This is a genomic window from Klebsiella sp. Q11, assembly GCF_964241505.1.
In the GTDB taxonomy this organism is placed as follows: Bacteria; Pseudomonadota; Gammaproteobacteria; order Enterobacterales; family Enterobacteriaceae; genus Klebsiella; species Klebsiella michiganensis.
The window spans coordinates 48,063-68,900 of sequence record NZ_CAXSXW010000001.1; the positions used below are offsets into that span (position 1 = coordinate 48,063).

15 protein-coding genes are annotated in these 20,838 nt (G+C 61.6%); 4 read left to right on the forward strand and 11 right to left on the reverse strand.

Annotation, left to right across the window (positions count from 1 at the left end; genetic code table 11):
- Window positions 1–207 (forward strand): hypothetical protein (locus ACESQ2_RS00205; protein WP_373170082.1); only part of this gene is annotated, 207 nt, incomplete at its 5' end.
- A 127-nt stretch (window positions 208–334) separates the two neighbouring features.
- Here ACESQ2_RS00205 and ACESQ2_RS00210 read toward each other — a convergent pair.
- The 7 genes from ACESQ2_RS00210 to ACESQ2_RS00240 are packed head-to-tail and all read right to left on the reverse strand — an operon-like array spanning window position 335 to window position 8,375.
- Entirely contained in the window at window positions 335–1,603 is a 1,269-nt protein-coding gene (locus ACESQ2_RS00210; RefSeq protein ID WP_219558049.1) for a Zn-dependent hydrolase, read from the reverse strand.
- Entirely contained in the window at window positions 1,593–2,777 is a 1,185-nt protein-coding gene (locus ACESQ2_RS00215; protein WP_373170083.1) for an amidase, read from the reverse strand. Before ACESQ2_RS00215 ends, ACESQ2_RS00210 begins: the two co-directional genes overlap by 11 nt.
- A gap of 18 nt (window positions 2,778–2,795) precedes the next feature.
- Window positions 2,796–3,806, reverse strand: a complete 1,011-nt coding sequence (locus ACESQ2_RS00220) for an ABC transporter ATP-binding protein (RefSeq protein WP_373170084.1) — start codon at window positions 3,804–3,806, stop codon at window positions 2,796–2,798.
- Entirely contained in the window at window positions 3,796–4,839 is a 1,044-nt protein-coding gene (locus tag ACESQ2_RS00225; protein ID WP_046876890.1) for an ABC transporter ATP-binding protein, read from the reverse strand. Before ACESQ2_RS00225 ends, ACESQ2_RS00220 begins: the two co-directional genes overlap by 11 nt.
- A gap of 3 nt (window positions 4,840–4,842) precedes the next feature.
- Complete coding sequence (locus ACESQ2_RS00230) at window positions 4,843–5,736, reverse strand: ABC transporter permease (protein WP_014228319.1); 894 nt, start codon at window positions 5,734–5,736, stop codon at window positions 4,843–4,845.
- Window positions 5,737–5,738: 2 nt separating this feature from the next.
- Entirely contained in the window at window positions 5,739–6,692 is a 954-nt protein-coding gene (locus ACESQ2_RS00235) for an ABC transporter permease (RefSeq protein WP_004848587.1), read from the reverse strand.
- Between the two features lie 18 nt (window positions 6,693–6,710).
- Window positions 6,711–8,375: an ABC transporter substrate-binding protein gene (locus tag ACESQ2_RS00240; protein WP_014228317.1), complete on the reverse strand. Its 1,665-nt coding sequence runs from the start codon at window positions 8,373–8,375 to the stop codon at window positions 6,711–6,713.
- Window positions 8,376–8,824: 449 nt separating this feature from the next.
- Here ACESQ2_RS00240 and ACESQ2_RS00245 point away from each other — a divergent pair, with 449 nt between their 5' ends.
- Window positions 8,825–9,940 (forward strand): YbdK family carboxylate-amine ligase, encoded by a 1,116-nt coding sequence (locus ACESQ2_RS00245; protein WP_025107066.1) that lies wholly within the window; start codon window positions 8,825–8,827, stop codon window positions 9,938–9,940.
- 51 nt (window positions 9,941–9,991) lie between these two features.
- Window positions 9,992–10,711, forward strand: coding sequence for a phosphodiester glycosidase family protein (locus tag ACESQ2_RS00250; RefSeq protein ID WP_046876891.1), 720 nt, complete (start codon window positions 9,992–9,994; stop codon window positions 10,709–10,711).
- Between the two features lie 718 nt (window positions 10,712–11,429).
- On the opposite strand, the gene ACESQ2_RS00255 is transcribed toward ACESQ2_RS00250, so the two are convergent.
- The 3 genes from ACESQ2_RS00255 to ACESQ2_RS00265 form a co-directional block, all read right to left on the reverse strand.
- Entirely contained in the window at window positions 11,430–14,522 is a 3,093-nt protein-coding gene (locus ACESQ2_RS00255; protein WP_032748594.1) for an efflux RND transporter permease subunit, read from the reverse strand.
- A gap of 10 nt (window positions 14,523–14,532) precedes the next feature.
- Complete coding sequence (locus ACESQ2_RS00260; RefSeq protein WP_064374611.1) at window positions 14,533–15,615, reverse strand: efflux RND transporter periplasmic adaptor subunit; 1,083 nt, start codon at window positions 15,613–15,615, stop codon at window positions 14,533–14,535.
- A 70-nt stretch (window positions 15,616–15,685) separates the two neighbouring features.
- The gene (locus ACESQ2_RS00265) at window positions 15,686–18,409 is read right to left on the reverse strand and encodes a cation-transporting P-type ATPase (protein ID WP_368763187.1); all 2,724 of its coding nucleotides are present in this window, start codon (window positions 18,407–18,409) and stop codon (window positions 15,686–15,688) included.
- Window positions 18,410–18,903: 494 nt separating this feature from the next.
- Between ACESQ2_RS00265 and ACESQ2_RS00270 the strand changes: the two genes are divergently transcribed.
- Window positions 18,904–19,152 (forward strand): DUF1158 domain-containing protein, encoded by a 249-nt coding sequence (locus ACESQ2_RS00270; protein ID WP_004848573.1) that lies wholly within the window; start codon window positions 18,904–18,906, stop codon window positions 19,150–19,152.
- On the opposite strand, the gene ACESQ2_RS00275 is transcribed toward ACESQ2_RS00270, so the two are convergent.
- The gene (locus ACESQ2_RS00275) at window positions 19,081–20,703 is read right to left on the reverse strand and encodes an esterase family protein (protein ID WP_049069475.1); all 1,623 of its coding nucleotides are present in this window, start codon (window positions 20,701–20,703) and stop codon (window positions 19,081–19,083) included. The genes ACESQ2_RS00270 and ACESQ2_RS00275 overlap by 72 nt on opposite strands.
- Window positions 20,704–20,838: the final 135 nt, after the last annotated feature.

Consider the following 20,838-nt stretch of genomic DNA (forward strand, 5'->3'; position numbering starts at 1 on the left):
GCAAATTTGGCAGCTAGCCTGTATTGCCCTTGTAGCCCGGAAATCCCGGGTCGCGGCGTAAACGCCTTACCCGGGCTACCGCCCCGCAGACGGCTGGAAACCCGTAGCCCCGGTAAGCGCAGCGCGACCGGGGAGAACGGCCTGATGCTGACCGTAACCCTGGGCATGATTCTGTGCGTTATCGGTTCGCGCAAATTTGGCAGCTAGCCTGTATTGCCCTTGTAGCCCGGAAATCCCGGGTCGCGGCGTAAACGCCTTACCCGGGCTACTCCCCCGCAGGCGGCTGGAAACCCGTAGCCCCGGTAAGCGCAGCGCGACCGGGGAGAGCGGCCGTTTATACCACCCGCGCGTACTGCAGCATCACCTGCAGCAGCACGTTCGCGCCGGCCTCAACGTGCTCCGGCGACGCATACTCAATTTCGTTGTGGCTGATCCCGTCCCTGCAGGGGATAAAAATCATCCCGGTTGGCGCCAGGTAGCTCATATACACCGCGTCGTGCCCGGCGCCGGAGACAATCTCCCGCGCCGGATAGCCCAGCCGCTGCGCGGCGTCGGCGATCGCCGCCTGGCAATCCGGGTGGAACGGCGCCGCCGGATAGTGGCTCACCTCTTTCAGCGCCACCTTCAGGCCACTCTCCCGCTCAACCCCGGCGATAAACGCCCGCAGCTGGCGGTCCATCTCATCCACCAGCGCATCGCTGAGATTACGCATATCAATCGAAAAAGTGACCTCTCCCGGCACCACGTTGCGGCTGTTCGGATAGACCTGCACCCTCCCTACCGTACCGCGCCCCTCGTCGCTGCGCCCGGCGATCGCCACGACCTCCTGCATAATGCGGGTCGCTGCCTGCAGCGCATCCTGACGCAGGCGCATCGGCGTCGGTCCGGCGTGGGACTCCTGGCCAGTCACCACGCAGTCATACCAGCGGATCCCCAGCACGCCCTGAACGATACCGATAGTTTTCGCTTCATCTTCCAGAATCGGCCCCTGTTCAATATGCGCTTCAAAGTAGGCGCCAATCGGATGATCGCCCGGCGTCTGGCTGCCGATATAGCCGATGCGCGCCAGCTCCTCGCCCACGGTTTTACCGTCCGCATCCTGCGCGGCATAGACAGTTTCCAGCGGGAATACCCCGGCAAACACCCCGGAGCCCATCATCACCGGCACAAAGCGCGAGCCCTCTTCGTTGGTCCAGAACACCACTTCAATCGGCGCTTCGGTTTCAATATGCCGATCGTTCAGGGTGCGCACCACCTCCAGCGCCGCCAGCACGCCGTAGTTGCCATCAAATTTGCCGCCGGTGGGCTGGGTATCAATATGGCTGCCGGAGACAATCGGCGGCAGCGCCGGATTACGCCCTTCCCGGCGCATAAAGACGTTGCCGATTTTATCGACGGTGACGCGCATCCCCGCCGCCTGCGCCCAGCTAATCACCAAATCCCGCCCCTGGCGATCGAGATCGGTGAGCGTCAGACGACAGCAGCCGCCCTTCGGCGTGGCGCCGATTTCCGCCAGCGCCATCAGCGACTCCCACAGACGCTCGCCGTTAACCCGGCAGTCGGTGGTTTCGGTCATCGGGGTAAAAAGGACATCACTGCTCATTTCGGTCTCCTTGCATAAACGCGGCGGCCAGCTCGACCAGCAGACGATCGCTGCCGCGCGGGCCTAAAAATGAGATCCCCAGCGGCAGACCGCCCGTCTGGGCGACCGGCAGCGTCACCTGCGGACGTTGGGTCATCACGGAAATTAACAGCAGGTCGTGAGACAGGCGCCGGACCGCTTCTATCTCTTCGGCCTGCGCCGTCAGCAGCGGCGCGCCATCGGGAACGGTCGGCATCACCAGGACCGCATCGCCCAGCTGCGCGTCCCACCAGGCGGTAAAACGCTCGCGCAGCTGGCAGGCGGCGTCAAACTGCGCGCGGGTGACCGCTTTGCCCCAGAAAAAGCGCTCGCGGACGTCCGGGCCTAGCTGCAGACCATAGAGCTCAATGGTTTCGCCCTGCGCCTGCCACGCTTCGTAGCCCTGAATCTGGCGGAAGGCGAGATAAATATCGTCAGCGTCGGGCAGCGGCGCATCGAGCGGCGCTAACGGGCCGAAAAAGCGCGCCAGCCGTTGGCGGACCGGCAGCAGCGCCTGCTGGCTGCGCAGCGGCAGGCGGGAAAACAGCCCATCGTGGCAGGCCAGCCGCACGCCGTCGAGATCCGCGCGTTCAGCGTCGAACAGACAGGCGGCGACGGCGGAAAAGACCTCCGGCGAGCGGGCAAAGAAGCCGCAGGTGTCCATAGTGGCGCACAGCGGCTGGCAGCCGTCGAGGGAGAGACGGCCGTGGGTTGGACGCAGGCCAAACAGTCCGCAGTAGCTCGCCGGCGTGCGTACCGAGCCGCCGGTATCGCTGCCGAGGGCAAAGTCGCACGCCGCGTTCGATACCGCCGACGCCGAGCCGGACGACGATCCGCCGGGTATATGATTCGGCGCGGCGCCGTTGCGCGGGGTACCGTAATGCACGTTGTGCCCGCTCATCGAATACGCCAGCTCGCTGGTATGGGTTTTGCCGATAAAGCGCGCGCCGTTATCTAACAGCTTTTGCACCACCGGCGCGGTGCGGTTTTTAATCCCGGACAGCGCCAGCAGGTGCGGATTACCCCCGCCGGTTGGGTAGCCCGCCACGTCGAACAGATCTTTGACCGCAAAGGTTAAGCCGCTCAGCGGCCCGCTGAGCGCATGCGCCACCGGATGCGGCGGATAGGGCATAAAGGCGCGAATGTCGTCCTGCATGATGGTTTCCTCCTGGCCTCAGGCGTAAAGCGCCTGGTTTTCAACGGACGGGCTCAGCTCACGCCAGCGATGGCAACTTACCACGTGACGCAGCCCGGCCGGTTCGGTCGTCGGCTGGCTTTGCGCGCAGGCGGGGCGCGCGTGTGGACAGCGTTCGGCAAACGCGCAGCCCGGCGGCAGGCACGAGAGATCCGGCGGTGAACCGGGGATACAGTGCAGCGCGTCGCCCTTTTTCAGCCCCTCTTTCGGCCGGCTGCCCAGCAGCACCTGGGTATAGGGATGGCGCGGACGATACAGAATCTCCTCGATCGACGCCTCCTCCACGATGCGCCCGGCGTACATCACCGCCACCCGGTCGGCGATCTCCACCGCCGCGCCGATATCGTGGGTCACAAATATAATCGACAGATCGCGCTGCTTTTGCTGCTCGCGCAGCAGAATCAGGATCTGGATTTGCACCGTGGCATCGAGGGCGGTGGTCGGCTCATCCGCCAGCAGCAACTGCGGGTTGCAGGAGAGCGCGAGGGCAATCATCGCCCGCTGGCGCATCCCGCCGGACATCTCGTGCGGGTAAGCATCCAGCCGCCGCTCGGGGCTCGGAATGCGCACCTGACGCAGCGCCTCCAGCGCCCTTTCCCGCGCCGCCTGCCGCGACAGGCCTTCATGGCGACGCAGCCCCTCAACAATCTGCTGGCCCACGGTATAGACCGGGTCGAAGGCCAGCAGCGGCTCCTGGAAAATCATCGCGCAGCGCGCGCCGCGGTAGCGCCGCAGCTGCCCGGCGCTCATGTTCAACACATCCTCTTCCCCGACCTTCAGGGTACCGGAAAGCACGCTGCTTTTCGGCGGGTGCAGCCGCATCAGGGCGCGCAGAGTGACGCTTTTCCCGGAGCCAGACTCGCCGATCAGCGCCATCACCTCGCCTTTTTGCACATCAAAGGAGACGCCGTTGACCGCGTTGACCGTCTGACCGTCGCGGCGAAACTCAACCCGCAGGTCGCGGATATGGACGTAGGCTTCATGCGACATGGCTGGCCTCCTGAATGGCGATATTTTGATGCCAGGGCGACGCGGGCTGCGCCATCAGGCAGGCGCTCTGGTGCCCCTCACCGACGCTTTCGAGCGTCGGTTTCACCTCGGCGCACACCGCTCTGGCGTGCGGGCAGCGGGTATGAAAGCGGCAGCCGGAAGGAGGCGAAATCGGGCTGGGCGGATCGCCGCTCAGCGGCGAGGTTAAGGTGCGATTGTGCGGGTCCATCGACGGCATCGAGCTTAATAGCGCCCGGGTATAGGGGTGGGCCGAGGCGGTAAACAGCTGCTCCGCCGGGCCAATCTCCACCACCTCGCCGAGATACATCACCAGAATGCGGTCCGACAGCCAGCGCACCACGTGCAGATCGTGGCTGATAAACACATAGGTCAGCGCCAGCGTCCGCTTCAGCTCCTGCAGCAGCTGCAGCACCTGAGCTTCCACCGACTTATCCAGCGCCGAGACGGCCTCGTCGAGGATCACCAGCCGGGGCTTCATCGCCAGCGCGCGGGCAATATTCACCCGCTGGCGCTGGCCGCCGGAAAGCGCGTGCGGATAACGATGGGCAAAACGTTCCGGCTCAAGGCCGACGTGCGCCAGCAGATAGCGGGCATACTCGCTGGCCTCTTTGGCGCTGACGCCGTGTACCCGCTGGCCGAACGCAATGCTCTCTTCCATGGTCATGCGCGGGTTGAGCGAGGCGTAGCTATCCTGGAAAACCATCTGGACCTGGCGGCGATACGCTTTCATCGGCAGGCGCGATGAGCCCACCTCCAGACCATCGAAGATCAGCTCCCCGCTGTCCTGCTTAAGCAGCTGCATCAGCAGCCGCGCGGTGGTGGATTTACCGCAGCCCGACTCCCCCACCACGCCGAGGGTTTCGCCTTTGATCACCGAAAAACTGACGTCGTCCACCGCCTGCACCACTTCGCGCGCTTTGCCGCCGCCGGCGGGAAAATGTTTCAGCAGATTGTTGACCTTCAGCAGCGGCTGCGCCGGTCCGCCGAGGTCGATATTGATAAAGGGTTGCATCGCTTACTCCTTAATCGCCATTGCCGCACGCAGGCGGTCCGCGAGGATATTGAACGAAATGGAGGTGATAAAAATCATCAGGCCGGGCAGCGCCGCTACCCACGGCTGGGTATAAATCGCCGTACGCAGGGTGTTTAGCATCAGCCCCCATTCCGGCTCCGGCGGGCGAACCCCGAGACCGAGAAAAGAGAGCCCGGAGGCGAGGATCATGCACACCGAAATCAGGCCGGTGGAGAAGACGAAAATCGGCCCCAGCACGTTGCCCAGCACCTGGACGCGAATAATGGTGAACGCGCTGGCCCCGGTAGCCCGGGCGGCGTCGATATAGTCCATATGCCGCACCTGCGCGGTGACGCTTTCGGCGATACGCGCCACCTGCGGCACGAACACCAGGGTCAGCGAGAGCAGCGCGTTACCGATGCCCGCCCCCAGCGCGCCGGAGAGCGCGATCGCCAGCAGCACCGAGGGAAAGGCGTAAAACACGTCCACGGTGCGCATAATCAGGGTGTTGGTTTTACCGCCCGCATAGCCGGCGATGATGCCGATCGCCCCGCCGATGAAAAAGGCGAACACCACCGGGACAATCCCCATAAACAGCGACAGCCGGGTGCCGAGAATCAGCCTTGATAGCATATCGCGCCCGAGCTCATCGGAGCCCAGCGGAAAGCCGTCGGCGCCAATCGGTTTGAGGCGTAAAAACATCGATGTTTGATACGGATCTTTCACGATTAGCCAGGGACCGAACAGCGCCAGCGCCAGCAGGATGAGAATGATCGCGCCGACGAATACGCCGCCCGGGTCGCGCAGCAGGCGGCGAAACACGCCGCGCCAGTAGCCTTGTCTGGCAACCGTCGCGGCAGAGACGGTAATGCCTTTGGTCGTCACGGTATCCACCATCGTCAGCTCCTCTTAATTCGCGGATCGAGACTGGTTTGCAGAATATCCACCAGCAGATTGAGCAGGACAAAGAACAGCGCCAGTACCCAGATGGTGCCCTGCAATAGCGGCAGATCGCGCTGGAAGATAGCGGTGTTCAGCAGCAGACCGGTGCCGGGCCAGGAGAAGACGGTTTCCACCAGAATCGAGCCGCCCATCAGATAGCCAACCTGCAGCCCCATCACCGCCAGCGCGGTCGGGGCGGCGTTTTTCACCACGTGCAGAAAGATCCGCGACTCGTTGAGCCCCCGGGCGCGCAGGCCGACGATAAACTCCTGGCTGAGAATGTCCGCCACCTGCGAGCGAACGGTGCGGGCGATAATGCCGGTCGGGATTACCGACAGCGTGAAGGCCGGCAGCAGCATAAACTGCAGGTGTTCCCAGTTCCACTGCCAGCCCACCTCGCCGATTGGCCCGCCGCCGGTCGCCGGCAGCAGCGCGAATTTGACGCTAAAAACGATGACCAGCAGCATCCCCAGCCAGTAGTGCGGTACGCTGACGCCAAACACGGATAGCACCGAGGCCAGACGGTCAATAATGCTGTTACGAAAGTAGCCGGCGACAAAACCGAACAGGCTGCCCAGCGCAAACCCGATCGCCGTCGCCAGCAGCGCCAGACGCAGAGAGTAGGTGACCGCCGTCATCACTTCATCGATGACCGGGCGCCCGGTGGCGACCGACATGCCCAGATCGCCGTGCAGCGCCCGCCATAGCCAGTGCACAAACTGCAGCGGCAGCGGTTTATCAAAGCCGTAGGCCTGCATTAAGGTCTGACGCAGCGATTCCGAAGCGTCCGGCGGCATCACCGATACCAGCGGGTCGCCCGGCGCTATCTGCACCAGCATAAAACAGATCACCGCCACCCCGAGCATGGTGGGGACGGCCAGCAGGATGCGATATAGCAGCGTATTGATCATCTCTTGCTCCCGTGTCGATTACTCTTTTTTGCTCACCAGGCTGAGGTCGATAAACCAGCTTTGCGGCTGTACCACACCGGTGACGGCTGGCGATATCGCCCTTGGCCCGACATCGTGTGCGACGAACAGGAACGGCACCTGATCGACCAGCGCGGCGTGCAGTTCACCCGCGGCTTTATCCATTTCAGCCGGGGTAAACGCATGTTTCACCGCCGCCGCCAGCTTTTCGGTTTCCGGGGTCGAGAAGTAGCCCCAGTTGGTCGCCACCGGCGGGAAGGCCTTCGCGGTGGAGAAGCGGATCATGCCGAAATAGGGATCGTTAACCGCGGCGCTGACGTTGATCGCGTCGATCCCTTTCGCCGACGGATCTTTCGCCCCGAGACGCCAGTTGGTAAACAGGGTGTTCCATTCGTTGACCTTAATGTCGACGTTAAAGAAGCAGCTTTTCAGGCTCTGCTGGATGTACTCGTTCATCGGCAGCGGCTGCATCTGCCCGGAGCCGGAGGCCGAGGTGGCGACCGTGACGTGCAGCGGTTTCCCGGCGCTATACCCGGCTTCGGTCATCAGCTTACGGGCGGTATCCGGGTCATATTTGATCTGGAAGGTGGGTTTACCGTGCCACGGGCTGCCGGCCTCGTAGACGCCGGTCGCTTCGGTCATATAGCCGCCGAGATAGCTTTTGAGCTCCGCGCGGTTCAGGCACAGGTTGGCGGCTTTGCGCACGCGAATATCTTTCCACGGCGAGCCCTCTTCGAAGGAGAACTGCCACGGCCACAGGTGCGGCTGGGTGTTAGCGTAGATTTTAAAGCCCTGGGCTTTTATCTGATCGACCGCGTCCGGGGCCGGGGCTTCGATCCAGTCCACCTGCTTCGAGAGCAGCGCCGCCGTGCGGGCGTTAGCTTCCGGCAGCGGGATCAGCACCACTTTGTCCACTCGCGGAATGCGATCTTTGTTCCAGTAGTCGGGGTTCTTATCGAGGATCAGCTGCTGGCGAGGAACCAGTTTTTCCATTTTGAACGGACCGCTGCCCACCGCGTGGGCGGCGAACTCGGTCCACGCCTGCTTACTACGCGCGGCGGCATCGCCGGCGTTTGCCGGCACCGCGTCATACAGCTTCTGCCACGCCGTCGGCGAAACGATAAACAGGTTGGTAAGGTTGTACGGCAGCAGCGCGTCCGGTTCGGAGGTGGTCAGCGCCACGGTGTGGTCGTCAATCTTTTCCGCGCCGGTCAGGGTCGGCATGCGTGAGAGGGTGTTGCCTATCTGGCCCGGGGCATACTGCGGCGCGGCTTTATTCAGCACCTTATCCACGTTCCAGACGATGGCATCGGCGTTGACCGTTGAACCATCGTGAAACTTAACGCCCGGGCGCAGGGTGAAAATCCAGCGGCTTTGATTTTGCGGGTCAACGTGCCACTCGGTCGCCAGCCCCGGCACCAGGCCACTGGGCTTTTCTCCCTGTGAGAGATCCCATTCAACGAGGGCGTCGTAGAGCGGAATGCCGGTGAAGCGATTGCCCTCAAAGCCCTGATCGGGCTGGCCGAGGGTCAAAGGGATATCGGCGGCGGTCATGGCGATCCGCAGGGTTGAGGCATTGGCCGGCAAAGAGGCGATCAGCGCCAATGCTCCGCTAACAGCAACGGCGAGATGGCATTTACGCGAAAATATTTTTTTCTTCAGCATCACATTGTCCCTGTTAAATAAAAGTCGCTATTTAACAGGCAAGATACATACCAGTTCTGAACGCGCGGGGAATAAGCGTGAAATGGCTTATAAAATAAGAATGACTTATATCATCTATATGATTTTACTTAAAAAATAGAATAACCTTATCTTTTTGCACCACCGGCGGGAATTCTGTTGCAGGATTGCACCAGCCTTACTTTCTTTTTAAAGGGATAATCACGTGGCGTTATTTTCTATAAATTAAATTCATAATATCCGGCAAATCATCAGTTTGAGGCGTTGTCTTCTATACCCTAAATAATTCGAGTTGCAGGAAGGCGGCGACGCAGGGAATCCCCAGGCGCTTACTCCAGTAAGTGACTGGGGTGAGCGAGGAAAGCCAACACACCTGCAACTTGAAGTATGACGGGTATATACTTTCTGATAAAGAGAAAGAGGGAGTCGCCATGCCGTTACCTGATTTTCACCGCTCCGAGCCGTTTACCCTCGGTATCGAGCTGGAGCTTCAGGTCGTCAACCCGCCGGGTTTCGATCTGAGCCAGGACTCTTCCGCGCTGATTGACGAGGTGCAGGGCACGCTGAAAGCGGGCGAGGCCAAGCATGACATTACCGAAAGCATGCTGGAGATCGCCACCGGCGTCTGCCGCGATATCCACCAGGCCACCGCGCAGCTGAGCGCGATTCAACAGGCGGTGCTGCGCGCCGCCTCCCGCCATCATGTGCAAATCTGCGGCGGCGGAACGCATCCGTTTCAAAGCTGGCAGCGTCAGCAGATCAGCGATAACCCGCGCTACCTGAAAACCGTCGAGCACTTTGGTTACCTGGCGAAGCAGGCGACGATCTTCGGCCAGCACGTGCACGTGGGGTGTCAAAACGGCGATGATGCCATCTATCTTCTGCACGGCCTGTCGCGCTTCGTACCGCATTTTATCGCGCTGAATGCGGCATCGCCCTGGCTCGACGGGACCGATAGCGGCTTTGCCTGCTCGCGGCTTAACCTTTTTGCCGCCTATCCCGATAACGGCCCGATGCCGTGGGTGAATAACTGGCAGGCTTTTACCGGTCTGTTTCGCCGTCTTAGCTATACCAGCATGATCGACAGCATGAAGGATCTGCACTGGGATATCCGCCCCAGCCCGCGCTTTGGTACCGTCGAAGTCCGGGTGATGGATACGCCGCTGACGATTGCTCAGGCGGTGAATATCGCCGGGTTTATTCAGATCATCGCCTGCTGGCTGCTGACGGAGCGGCCGTTTAAGCATCAGCCCGAGGATTATCTGCTCTACCCCTTCAACCGCTATCAGGCCTGCCGCTACGGGCTTGATGGGATCAATACCGATGTTAACGGCGGCGAACAACGAACATTGCGCGAAGAAATTTTACAGCTGGCGGATAGGCTGGCCCCCAGCGCCCACAAGCTGAATGCCGGCAGCGCGCTGGAGGCGATTGTGCGCCAGGCGAAGCAGGATCGCAGCGAGCCGCAGCAGATGCGCGAGTTTGTCGCCAACGGCGGTTCATTGATCGGGCTGGTACAAAAGCACTGCGAAATCTGGACGGCGTAGCGGCGATAAAACGCTATACTGCACGCTTTCGTCGTCTGTCTGGAACCTGTCGTGCGCTTTTTCTCTCTTCTGCCGCTGCTGCTGTTATCCCTGCCCGCTTTCGCCAGCGGGAAGTGCTCGCTGACCGACCCGTCGCTGACGCTGCAAAGCTATACCGTTGATCCGCAGCGCGAACGCATCGTGATGTACTGGCAAAAAGAGGACGGTAAAGCCTGGGGATCGCTGCGCGCCCTGCTGGCGGATATCGACCACAACGGACAGGTGCAGATGGCGATGAACGGCGGAATTTATGATAAAGCCTATGCGCCGCTGGGGCTGTATATCGAGAAAGGCAGGCAGCTGACCCCGCTTAACCGTGCTTCCGGCGGCGGCAACTTTTTTATTCGTCCCGGCGGGGTGTTTTATCTGCGCGGGCAAAACGCGGGGATTGTCAGCATCGATAAATTCAAGCCGTCGCCAGCCATCCGCTACGCCGTGCAGTCCGGGCCGATGCTGATTGAAAACGGCAAGATCAACTGGCGGCTGAAGCCGTCCGCCAGCTCGCGCAAGCTGCGTAACGGCGTGGGCATCACCGGCGATGGCAAAGTGGTCTTTATGCTCAGCGCGCGCGAAACCAATTTCTATGATTTTGCCTGCTACGCGCAGTCCAGGCTCAACGTGCGCCAGATGCTCTATCTCGACGGCACCATTTCGAAGATGTACCAGAAAGGCGGCAGCGTGCCGTGGCAGTACCATCCGTTCGTCACCATGATCGCGGTGGAGAGCAGGTAGTCGGCAAAACATCGTCTGCGGGGAGTAGCCCGGGTAAGGCGTTTACGCCGCGACCCGGGATTTCCGGGCCCGGTGCCTGAGGGAGGGAGATTGGGCAGCGCCGCCTCCGGGACGGTGTTGAGGGGTTCCGTTCACCATCAAGTCGCAGAAAATGTCTCATCGAGGCACGTGAACGGGTAAAGGGGGAGAAAACCGTCTCCCCCTTTACAATCCCCGCGGTCCCGCAAATAAATCGGTGCTGCGCACTGCGCTCACCTCCCGGTCCTCAGCCCGAGGTCGGCTCAACTCGACATTACTCGTCCCATCCCTGGGACTCGCCCCTACGGGGCCAGCGCAAGCGCTGTTCAAAATTGCTCCAGGCAATTTTGTCGTGTCTCGATTCGCCTCTGTCCGCCATCCCTGGCGGCCAGCCCTTGTCTTCGGTCCTCCGGTTCGCCGATTTCAGCGGGGGCCAGGGCATCGCTGCATGACACGTTGTTTCAGAAACATATCCGCAGCGGCATGAAAATCTCCCGGAGGCGGCGCTGCCGCGCCTGTCCTGGCTACGGATTACCGGCAATCTGCGGCCCGGTAGCCCGGCTAAGCGCAGCGCAAGCCGGGAAGAAGCCACAGCAATACCACGTCGCGGCATATTCCCCGGGTTGCGGCGTAAACGCCTTACCCGGGCTACGGGTTATCGGCAATATGCAGTACTGTAGCCCGGACAGGCGCGGGCCACCTACATCCGGCGGTGGGCCCACTCGCGCAGCCGCTGGAACAGCACGTACAGCGAAGGAATAAACAAAATGCCGATTACCGTCGCCACCAGCATGCCGCTGAACACCGTGGTACCGATAATCCGCCGGCTCTGCGCCCCGGCGCCGGTGGCGAGCATCATCGGCACAATCCCGATGATAAAAGAGACCGCCGTCATCATTACCGCGCGGAAGCGGCGGGTCGCCCCTTCACGGGCGGCGTCGATAATCGACATCCCCTCTTCGCGCTTCGCCCGGGCAAACTCGACGATCAAAATCGCGTTTTTCGCCGCCAGCGCGATCAGCAGCACCAGGCCTATCTGCACGTATACATCGTTGGCATAACCGGCCCACCAGAGCCACAGCAGCGACCCGCCGATGGCGAACAGCACCGACAGCATCACGCTCGCCGGCAGCGTCCAGCTCTCATACTGGGCGACGAGGAACAGCCACGCCATCGCTACCGCCGCCAGCACAATCCACACCGCCTGGTTACCGGTCTGCTGCTCCTGCCAGGAGATGCCGCTCCAGGCGTAATCATAACCGTGCGGCAGGTTCGCTTGTAAAATCTGCTCCATCACCGCCATTGCCGTCCGGCTGCTGACGCCTTCGGCCGCCGACCCGCTCACCGATACCGACGGGAACTGGTTATACTGCTGAATAAACGGCGCGCCCACCGTCGGCGTAATCGTCACCAGATTACTCAGGCGAACCCGCTCGCCGCTGTCGCTGCGCACGTACAGCTCGCTTATCTGCTCTGCCCGCTCGCGCCACTGCATCTCGTTTTGCATCACCACGTGGTAGACACGATTGTTGATGCTGAAATCGCCGGCGCGGGTGCCGCCAAACGCGGTTTGCAGGCTGCTGAAAATCCTCGCCACCGGTACGTTCAGCCGGGCCGCCTGGTCGCGATCGACGGTGAGCGTCAGCTGCGGCACGTTGCTGCTCCAGGTGGTAAATACCCGGCTCAGCTGCGGGTACTGATTAGCCGTCCGCAGCACCTGATGCGTCACCTGCTCCAGCTCCGCCGGCGATTGTCCGGCCTGGGCCAGAATGCGTAAATTAAACCCGGAGGCGTTGCCCAGCCCCGGCAGCGTCGGCGGCGCAAAAGTCATGATCGTCGCCTCCGGTAGCCCCATCAGCTGGCCCTGCACCTTTTCCATCACCGCCTCCAGCGGCGGCCGCTGGTGCCAGTCCTTCAGCATCACCGAGATAAATCCGCCGTTTGAAGCGCTGGTACCGTTGAGAATATTAAAACCGGAGACCTGAATCACATCCTCAACCGCCGGATTCAACAACAGCAGCTCGCGCGCCTGCGCCATCACCGCTTCGGTACGCTCCAGCGAGGCGGCTTCAGGCAGCTGCACGCTGGCAAAAAAGTAGCCCTGATCTTCCTGCGGCAGAAAACCCTTTGGCATGGTGATAAAGCTAAACACCACCACCCCGGCCGCCGCCATCGTCGCCGCCAGCGCCAGCCAGGGGCGACGATTCATCCTCCCGACCAGACGCCCGTAACCATCGCGCACCGTATCCAGACCGCGGTTAAAACCGCGCCAGATGGCGGCTGGCTGCTGCGGCCGCGGACGCAGCAGCAGCGCGCACAGCGCGGGCGTCAGGGTCAGCGCCACCACGCTCGACAGCGTCACCGCCGTCGATAAGGTCACCGCAAACTGGCGATACAGCTCGCCGACGATCCCCGGCAGCATCGCTACCGGCACAAACACCGCCAGCAGCACCAGAGTTGTGGCGATCACCGGCCCGGCGATTTGCCGCAGCGCCTCGGCGGTCGCGGCGCCGCGATCCAGCCCCTCCGCCATTTTCGTTTCCACGCTCTCCACCACCACGATGGCGTCATCCACCACCATCGTCAGGGCGAGAATAATCGCGAACAGGCTCAGGGTATTGGCGCTGTAGCCCAGCGCATAAAGCACGGCAAAGGTGCCAATAAGCGACACCGGGATCGCCAGCGCGACAATCAGCGTCGCCCGCCAGCTCTGGAGGAACAGCGAAACCACCACCACCACCGCCATAAGGGTCAGCGCCAGCGACACGCCGATCTCTTTGATCGTCGCCGCCACAAAGCGGGTGGTATCAAACTTCACTTCCCAGGTGAGATCCGCCGGGAAACGCGCGTGCAGCCGGGTCAGCTCAGCGCGCACCGCGGTGGCGACCTGCAGGGCGTTGGCGGTGGGCGTCGGATAGATACCGAGATAGGCGGAATCTTTGCCGTTGAGCTGCGCGCCGGAGCTGTAGCTGCGCGCGCCCAGCTCAATGGTCGCCACGTCAGACAGGCGCACCAGCTGGCCGCGTTCGCCGCTGCGAACCACAATTTGCCCGAAGCCGGCGGCGTCGCTGAGTCGCCCGATACCGTTGATGGTCAGCGTCTGCTGCTGGCCGTTAAATACCGGCGGCGTCCCCACCTGCCCCGCCGCGCCCTGCACGTTCTGCTCGCGCAGCGCCTGGGCAATATCGTCGGTTGTGATATTCAACGCGTTCATGCGGTCGGGCCGCAGCCAGATGCGCATGCTGTAGTCGCGCGCGCCGAACATCTGCACTTCCCCGACGCCGGGTAGACGCGCCAGCGCCTCGCGCACCTGAGTGCTGGCGTAGTTGCTGACAAACAGCGGCGATAGCGTGCCGAGCGGCGAATAGAGACTCACGCCCATCAGCAGGTTCGTCGCCCGCTTACGCACCTGCACGCCGTTCTGCTGCACGTCGGCAGGCAGCTGCGCCACCGCCTGCGACACGCGGTTCTGCACATCGATCGCGGCTAAATCGGCATCGGTCCCGGCGGCAAAAGTCAGGCTCAGGCTGTAGGTCCCCTCATCGGAACTGGTGGACTCCATATAGAGCATATGATCGACGCCGTTGAGCTGGGTCTCCAGCGGCGCGGCAATGGCTTCCGCCACGTCCGCCGCGCTGGCGCCCGGCCAGCTGGCGCTAACGTTGATGACCGGCGGCGTAATCTGCGGATACTGCTCGACCGGGATCAGCTTCAGCGAGACCGCGCCGACAAAGGTCATCAGCAGCGCAATCACCATCGCAAAGCGAGGGCGACGGATAAAAAATGTGAGCATCGCCTCTCCCTTATTCACTCAGCAGCTGAACGGCCGCGCCGTCACGCAGGCGCTGGGCGCCTTCCGTCACTACGCGCTCCCCCGCTTTCAGACCATCGGCCACCACGAAGCTCTGGCCATGCTGACCGGCGGGCGCTAAACGGCGCATCGTCACGGTGTAGTCCGCCGTCAGTACCCAGCAGTAAAAGCCCAGCGCATCCTGCTGTAGCGCAGAGGCCGGGATCATCGGGCTCTCCTTAAGCTGCTGCGGCCGGAAGAAAACCGTGACGTTGCCGCCCGGCAGCAGACGGTGCTGCGGGTTGGCAAACTCAGCGCGCAGCGCCACGCTGGCGGTGCGGCTATCAATACGGTTATCGACGGAGGTCAGGGCGCCGTCTTCACGCCGCCCATCGACATCCACCTGCGCCAGCCACGCCTGCTTCAGCGCGGCGATATCCGTGTGCTGTCCCGCTTTCGCGAAAAAGGCGGTTTCATCCAGCGAGAACGCCACGCGAATGGGATCAAGCTGGACCACATCGACCAGCACGCCGCTGGCGGGATTCACCAGACCGCCGACGTGAAAAGGACTATGGCCGACGCGCCCGGTGACCGGCGAGGTAATGCGGGTATAGCCGAGCGTAATCTGCTGGGCGGCAATGCGCGCCCGGGCCTGCTCGACGGCGGCGGCGGCGACATCGCGCTGCATCTGCGCGGTGTCTACGTCGTTGCGGCTGATTGCGTGGTTATTTTTCAGCTGCTGGTAGCGGCTCAGCTGCTGCTGGGCCTGGCGTAGCGAAGCCTGCACGCTTTTCAGTTCAGCCTGGGCCAGCGCCAGCGCGGCTTTCGGCTGGGCGTCATCCAGCGTAAACAGCGGATCGCCCTGGTTGACGTACTGCCCATCCTGGAAGTGGCGCTGCACAATCTTTCCTTCGGTGCGGGCGCGAATATCGACGGAGTGAATGGCCTCGACGCGGCCGGAGATTTGCCGTTCACCGGCATGCGGCGCGTGTTCCACGGTGGCGACGCGCACCGGAACGGCCGGCGCGGCGGCGGCGGCGAGCGCGTAGCCTGCCAGGCCCCAGGCCAGCAGGGCGGAGCGGATAATCTTGTTCATGGGGAATTCCTTACGACGATGCGGCGTCCCTCCCCCCTCAGGAGAAGGGACGCCGGGCGGGTCAGACACGCTATGCGGCTTTGCGGAAACGACGGGTCAGGCGCTTCTCAACTTCCACCACCAGGAACATCGCGATACCGATGACCAGCGTGATGAACCAGTAGCGCAGCGGCAGCCCTTCGGTGCCAAACATCGTCTGCATCACCGGTACGTAGATGATGACCAGCTGCATCAGCAGCAGCACGCCGCTCACCAGCCAGATGCCTTTGTTGCGCAGCAGTCCCATGCCCAGCGAGAAGCTGTCGCTGCTGCGGCAGTTAATCATATAAACCCACTGTGCGGTGACCAGCATCTGCAGCAGGACGGTGCGGATAAACTCCGGACTGTGGCCGCGCGGCGCCAGCCAGGCTTCAAGCATAAAGGCGGCGACGGCGATCATGGTGCCGACGAAAGCGACGCGCCAGACGGCGAAGGCGTCCATAACGTGCTGGCCGGTTTTACGCGGCGGCCGGTTCATGGCGTTGCGCTCGGCGGCTTCAAACGCGAGGCCGAAGGAGAGCGTCGCGGAGGTGGCCATGTTCATCCACAGAATCAGCACCGGCGTCAGCGGAATGATGTTCCCCGCCAGCAGGGCGATGATAATCAGCAGCCCCTGCGCCAGGTTGGTCGGCATGATGAACAGAATGGTCTTCTTCAGGTTGTCGTAGACCCGACGCCCCTCTTTGACCGAACTGGCGATGGTGGCAAAGTTGTCGTCGGTCAGGACCATGTCGGCGGCCTCTTTGGTCACCTCGGTGCCTTTAATCCCCATGGCGATCCCGACGTCGGCCTGGCGCAGCGCCGGGGCGTCGTTGACGCCGTCGCCGGTCATGCCAACCACTTCGCCGTTATCCTGCAGCGCTTTCACCAGTCGCAGCTTGTGCTCCGGGCTGGTACGGGCAAAGATATCGTACTCAACGGCGGCTTTCGCCAGCTCGGCGTCGTCCATGTGCTCCAGCTGATAGCCGGTCATCGCCTGGCTGCTGTTGGTGATCCCCAGCATCTGGCCAATGCTCATCGCCGTCTGCGGGTGGTCGCCGGTAATCATCTTCACGCGGATCCCCGCGTTCTGGCAGGCGTGGATAGCGTCAATCGCTTCCGGACGCGGCGGGTCCATCATTCCGGCAATGCCGAGGAAGACCAGTCCTTCGCGCAGATCGTCGTGGGTCAGCGTGGTGCTGCCAACGGTGGCCGGTTTGTAGGCGGCGGCGACCATACGCAGGCCCTGGCGGGCAAAGCGCGCCATCTCCTCTTCCCAGTACTGCGGCTCGAACGGCACCGCCCCCTGCTTGCTCAGCTGATGGCGGCACAGGGCAAAAATCACGTCCGGCGCGCCGGTAATCAGCACCTGCTCGACGTCGCCCATTTTCTGGTGGGTCGCCATGTACTTGTACTGCGAGTCGAACGGGATTTTTGCGACCAGGCGGGCATCGACGGGCGCAAGCTGCGCTTTCGCCGCCAGCACCTTCAGCGCCCCTTCGGTCGGCCCGCCGGTAATGCCCCACAGGCCGCGCTCGTCCTGAATCATCTGGCTGTCGTTACACAGATCGATGGTGCGCAAATAGGTTTCCAGCACGCTGCCCGGTTTAATCTGCACCGGCTCGTTGCTGCCTTCCAGGCAGATGTTACCCTGTGGCTCGTAGCTGTCGCCTTCGACGCGGTAGCAGCAGTCGGCGGTGATGATCGCTTTGACGGTCATCTCGTTCATCGTCAGGGTGCCGGTTTTATCCGAGCACACCACGGTCATGGCGCCCAGGGTTTCCACCGTCGGCAGCTTGCGGATAATCGCCCGCTGACGCGCCATCGCCTGTACGCCCAGAGAGAGAATAATCGAGATAATCGCCGGTAAGCCTTCCGGCACGGCGGCCACCGCCAGGCTAATCAGGGAGAGCAGCAGCTCGCCGAGAGGAATGTCGCGCAGCGCGAGGCTGAAGACGAACAGCGCGGCCATCATCGCCAGGATGATAACGAAAATCGCTTTACCGAGCTTATCCATCTGCACCAGCAGCGGCGTGCGGTGCTTCTCAATCCCCGCCATCATCTGGTTGATGTGGCCGAGTTCGGTCTCCTGACCGGTTGCGGTCACCACGCCAACGCCGCCGCCGGCGCTGATGGTGGTGCCGGAGAAGAGCATATTGGTACGGTCGCCCAGCGGCAGTTCGCCTTCCAGCGCGTCGGTGGTTTTATCCACTACCGTCGACTCGCCGGTGAGAATCGCCTCTTCGACCCGCAGATTATGGCTCTCAATCAGGCGCATATCGGCAGGCACGCGGTCACCCGCGCGCAGTATCACGATATCGCCCGGCACCAGGTCGCGGGTCGGGATGGTTTCATGCTTGCCGCTGCGCTGCACGCGCGCGTCGCTGGAGAGCATATTGCGGATGCCCTGCAGCGATTTTTCTGCGTTGCTCTCCTGGATATGGCCGATCAGGGCGTTGATCACCGTGACGCCAAGGATGACGAGCGTATCGACCCAGTGGCCCATGACCGCGGTGAGCGCGGCGGCGGCCAGCAGGACAAAAATCAGGACGTCGTTAAAGTGGGCAAGGAAGCGCAGCCAGGCCGGCTTGCCTTTTTTCTCCGGCAAGGCGTTGGGGCCGAAGGTCTTCAAACGCTCGGCGGCCTCGGCGGCGCTGAGGCCGTTGGCATGGCTTTTATTCTGCGCCAGCACCGCATCAACCGTCTGCTGATATGCGCGGCGTGGCGCGACATCCCCTGAGGGGGTGGTATTATTAGTTTTGATCGTTTTGGTCAAAATATATCTCCCTTAAAATTCCGTGAGGCGGAAAGCCTGGAATCATTCCGGGCCAATGAGAAAAATTTCAAACAGGCGGGAGATAATTTGAGCTTGCGCAATATTTACTCTCTCGCCAATACAAAATTTATGGTAAGTTAATTCTATAAAACAACTATTGCAGAATATTAATAAACCAAAACTAAACGAGGTCTACTATGTTTGGAATCTATCGCGGACGCCGTCTGGTGCTGTACATCCTGCTGGCCATTATTATCGCTACACTGGTGGGATATAGCACCTATACTTTTGTAAAAGCGCTGGCTTAATAATGACGTTAATTTACATTGCAATGTAATTAACTTAATCACAAACATTACCAAAATAATTAACATGGGAATAAACGAGGACGTTTAAATATAATATCTAATGCGTATTATAATTACGTACGAAACGATATTGCATTGATTCTCTTTTTACCGGACAATATGTTTTTAACTGATGATTAACAAATAATGAAACATCCGCTAGAAACGCTCCTCAGCGCCGCCGGCATTTTGCTGCTGGCTTTGCTCTCCTGCCTGCTGCTGCCGGCGCCCTCGCTGGGCCTGACGCTGGCGCAGAAGCTGGTTGCGACATTCCATCTGATGGATCTCAACCAGCTTTATACCCTGATCTTTTGCCTGTGGTTTTTAGCGCTGGGCGCGGTTGAATATCTGCTGCTGCGCTGGGTCTGGCGTCGCTGGTTTTCCCTTGAGCGCTAAGCCGGTCAGGTCGCGCATGCCGTTGACCAGCGCTTCGCACCAGGCGGCGTAATCGTGGCCGCTGGAGGAGGGATGGAAGCTCACCGTATAACCCTTCTCTTTTAGCACCCGCTCAAATTCAAGCGTATTGGCATAAATGCCGCCGTCCGGCCCGCTGGTTTCGAATTTCCCCGCCTGCAGCCAGAAGCGCACCGGATAGCGCGGCGACTGCTGGTACTGGCGGGTCAGCCAGCCGGCCTCCTCCCCTTGCGGCGCCCACCAGTATGACCCGGACAGGCTCAATACGTTGCCAAACTGCCGGGGGTAGCGCAGCGCTACCCAGGACGCGGCCAGCCCGCCGTAGCTGGACCCGGCAACCACGGTTTTTTGCCGGGTCAGGCTGATCCCCTGGCGGTTCAGCCAGGGCAGCAACTCATGGGCCATAAAATCGGCAAAGTGCGGATTTGGCGGCAGCTCCTTCGCCCGTCGCGAATGATCGAGACTATCGATAAACACCACGTTAATCGGCGGCAGCCGGTGGCTGGCGATCAGGGCGTTCAGCACGTTGGCGAGGCGGTATTCGTGCTGGTAAGTTTTACCGTCAAAGAGCAACAGGGTCCAGCGCGCGGGCTGCGGCAACCGCGGGCGATAAATCAGCACTTCCCGCATATTTTGCAGAAAGTCGCTGCGCAGCTGATGGCGGGTTAAGGTTCCGTAGCGTAGCGGCTGCGCCATACGCTGGGCGGTGCAAAAACGCGCGGCGTTGAGGGCCAGCAGAGAGTGGCGATTCCAGCGGTCGTGGGCGGCATTGATGCTGTTCGGGTTGAGCGGGTCAGCCTGGGCGCTGACCAGAATCGCCCGCCGCTGCTCCCGCGCGCTGCCGGTTACCTGCGGCACGTCCGGGGCCAGCTTATACTGCATGAGGGTATCGGCGGGCACCACGTAGCTGCGAAACCAGACGTCAGAATCCCCGAGGCGAAACAGCGGATCGTGATCCCCCGCCGGCGAACCCAGAATAAACACGTTGCGGCTCGCCCCGCGCCACAGGAAAGTTACCCGCTTATGACCGGCGTCCACCGGTTCCACCATTGGCGTCCCTTCCCGCTCGCGCTCCTGCCAGAAATGCGCCGTTGAACCTCCCGCCGCCAGTTCACGCTTCAGCCGCAGCAGGCGCGGGCTGACCGGATCCAGCGGCTGAACTTTGGCCAGAGCGGTGGTTTCCCGCATCTGCCACTGAAAGCGCCAGCGCGCCCCCTCTTCGCCGTGCAGCACCAGCGAGGAGGCGCGATTTACCGGCAGAGAAAACAGCAGGGTTTGCTCGCCGTCCGCCGGACCGCCCGTCAGCAGCGTGCGCAGACGGCGGTTATTGTCATCCAGCAGTCGGGCATCGGTGACGCCGGAGAGGGTCGCCGCGACGTAGTTCTCGCCCAATGTCGGCAGGTCAAAACAGACCTCGCCGCTGGCGTCGAACTTCCCCTCCAGTTCCCCCTGTAACGAAGGAGATTCGCAGTTCATCGCCGCCGCCGGTAGGGTACTCATGCCAATCAGCAGGCCGCTCCACGCCGTCTTCATTAGCCAATAGTTCCTTGTAAGAATTTGTTAATAACGCTAATGCAAATAATAACTATTTGCAATAACATTAACGCCGTTAATGATAACCGCCGGTCGATTCTCCTCGACGCGGGCGTTTTTTGATGGCGATTCAAC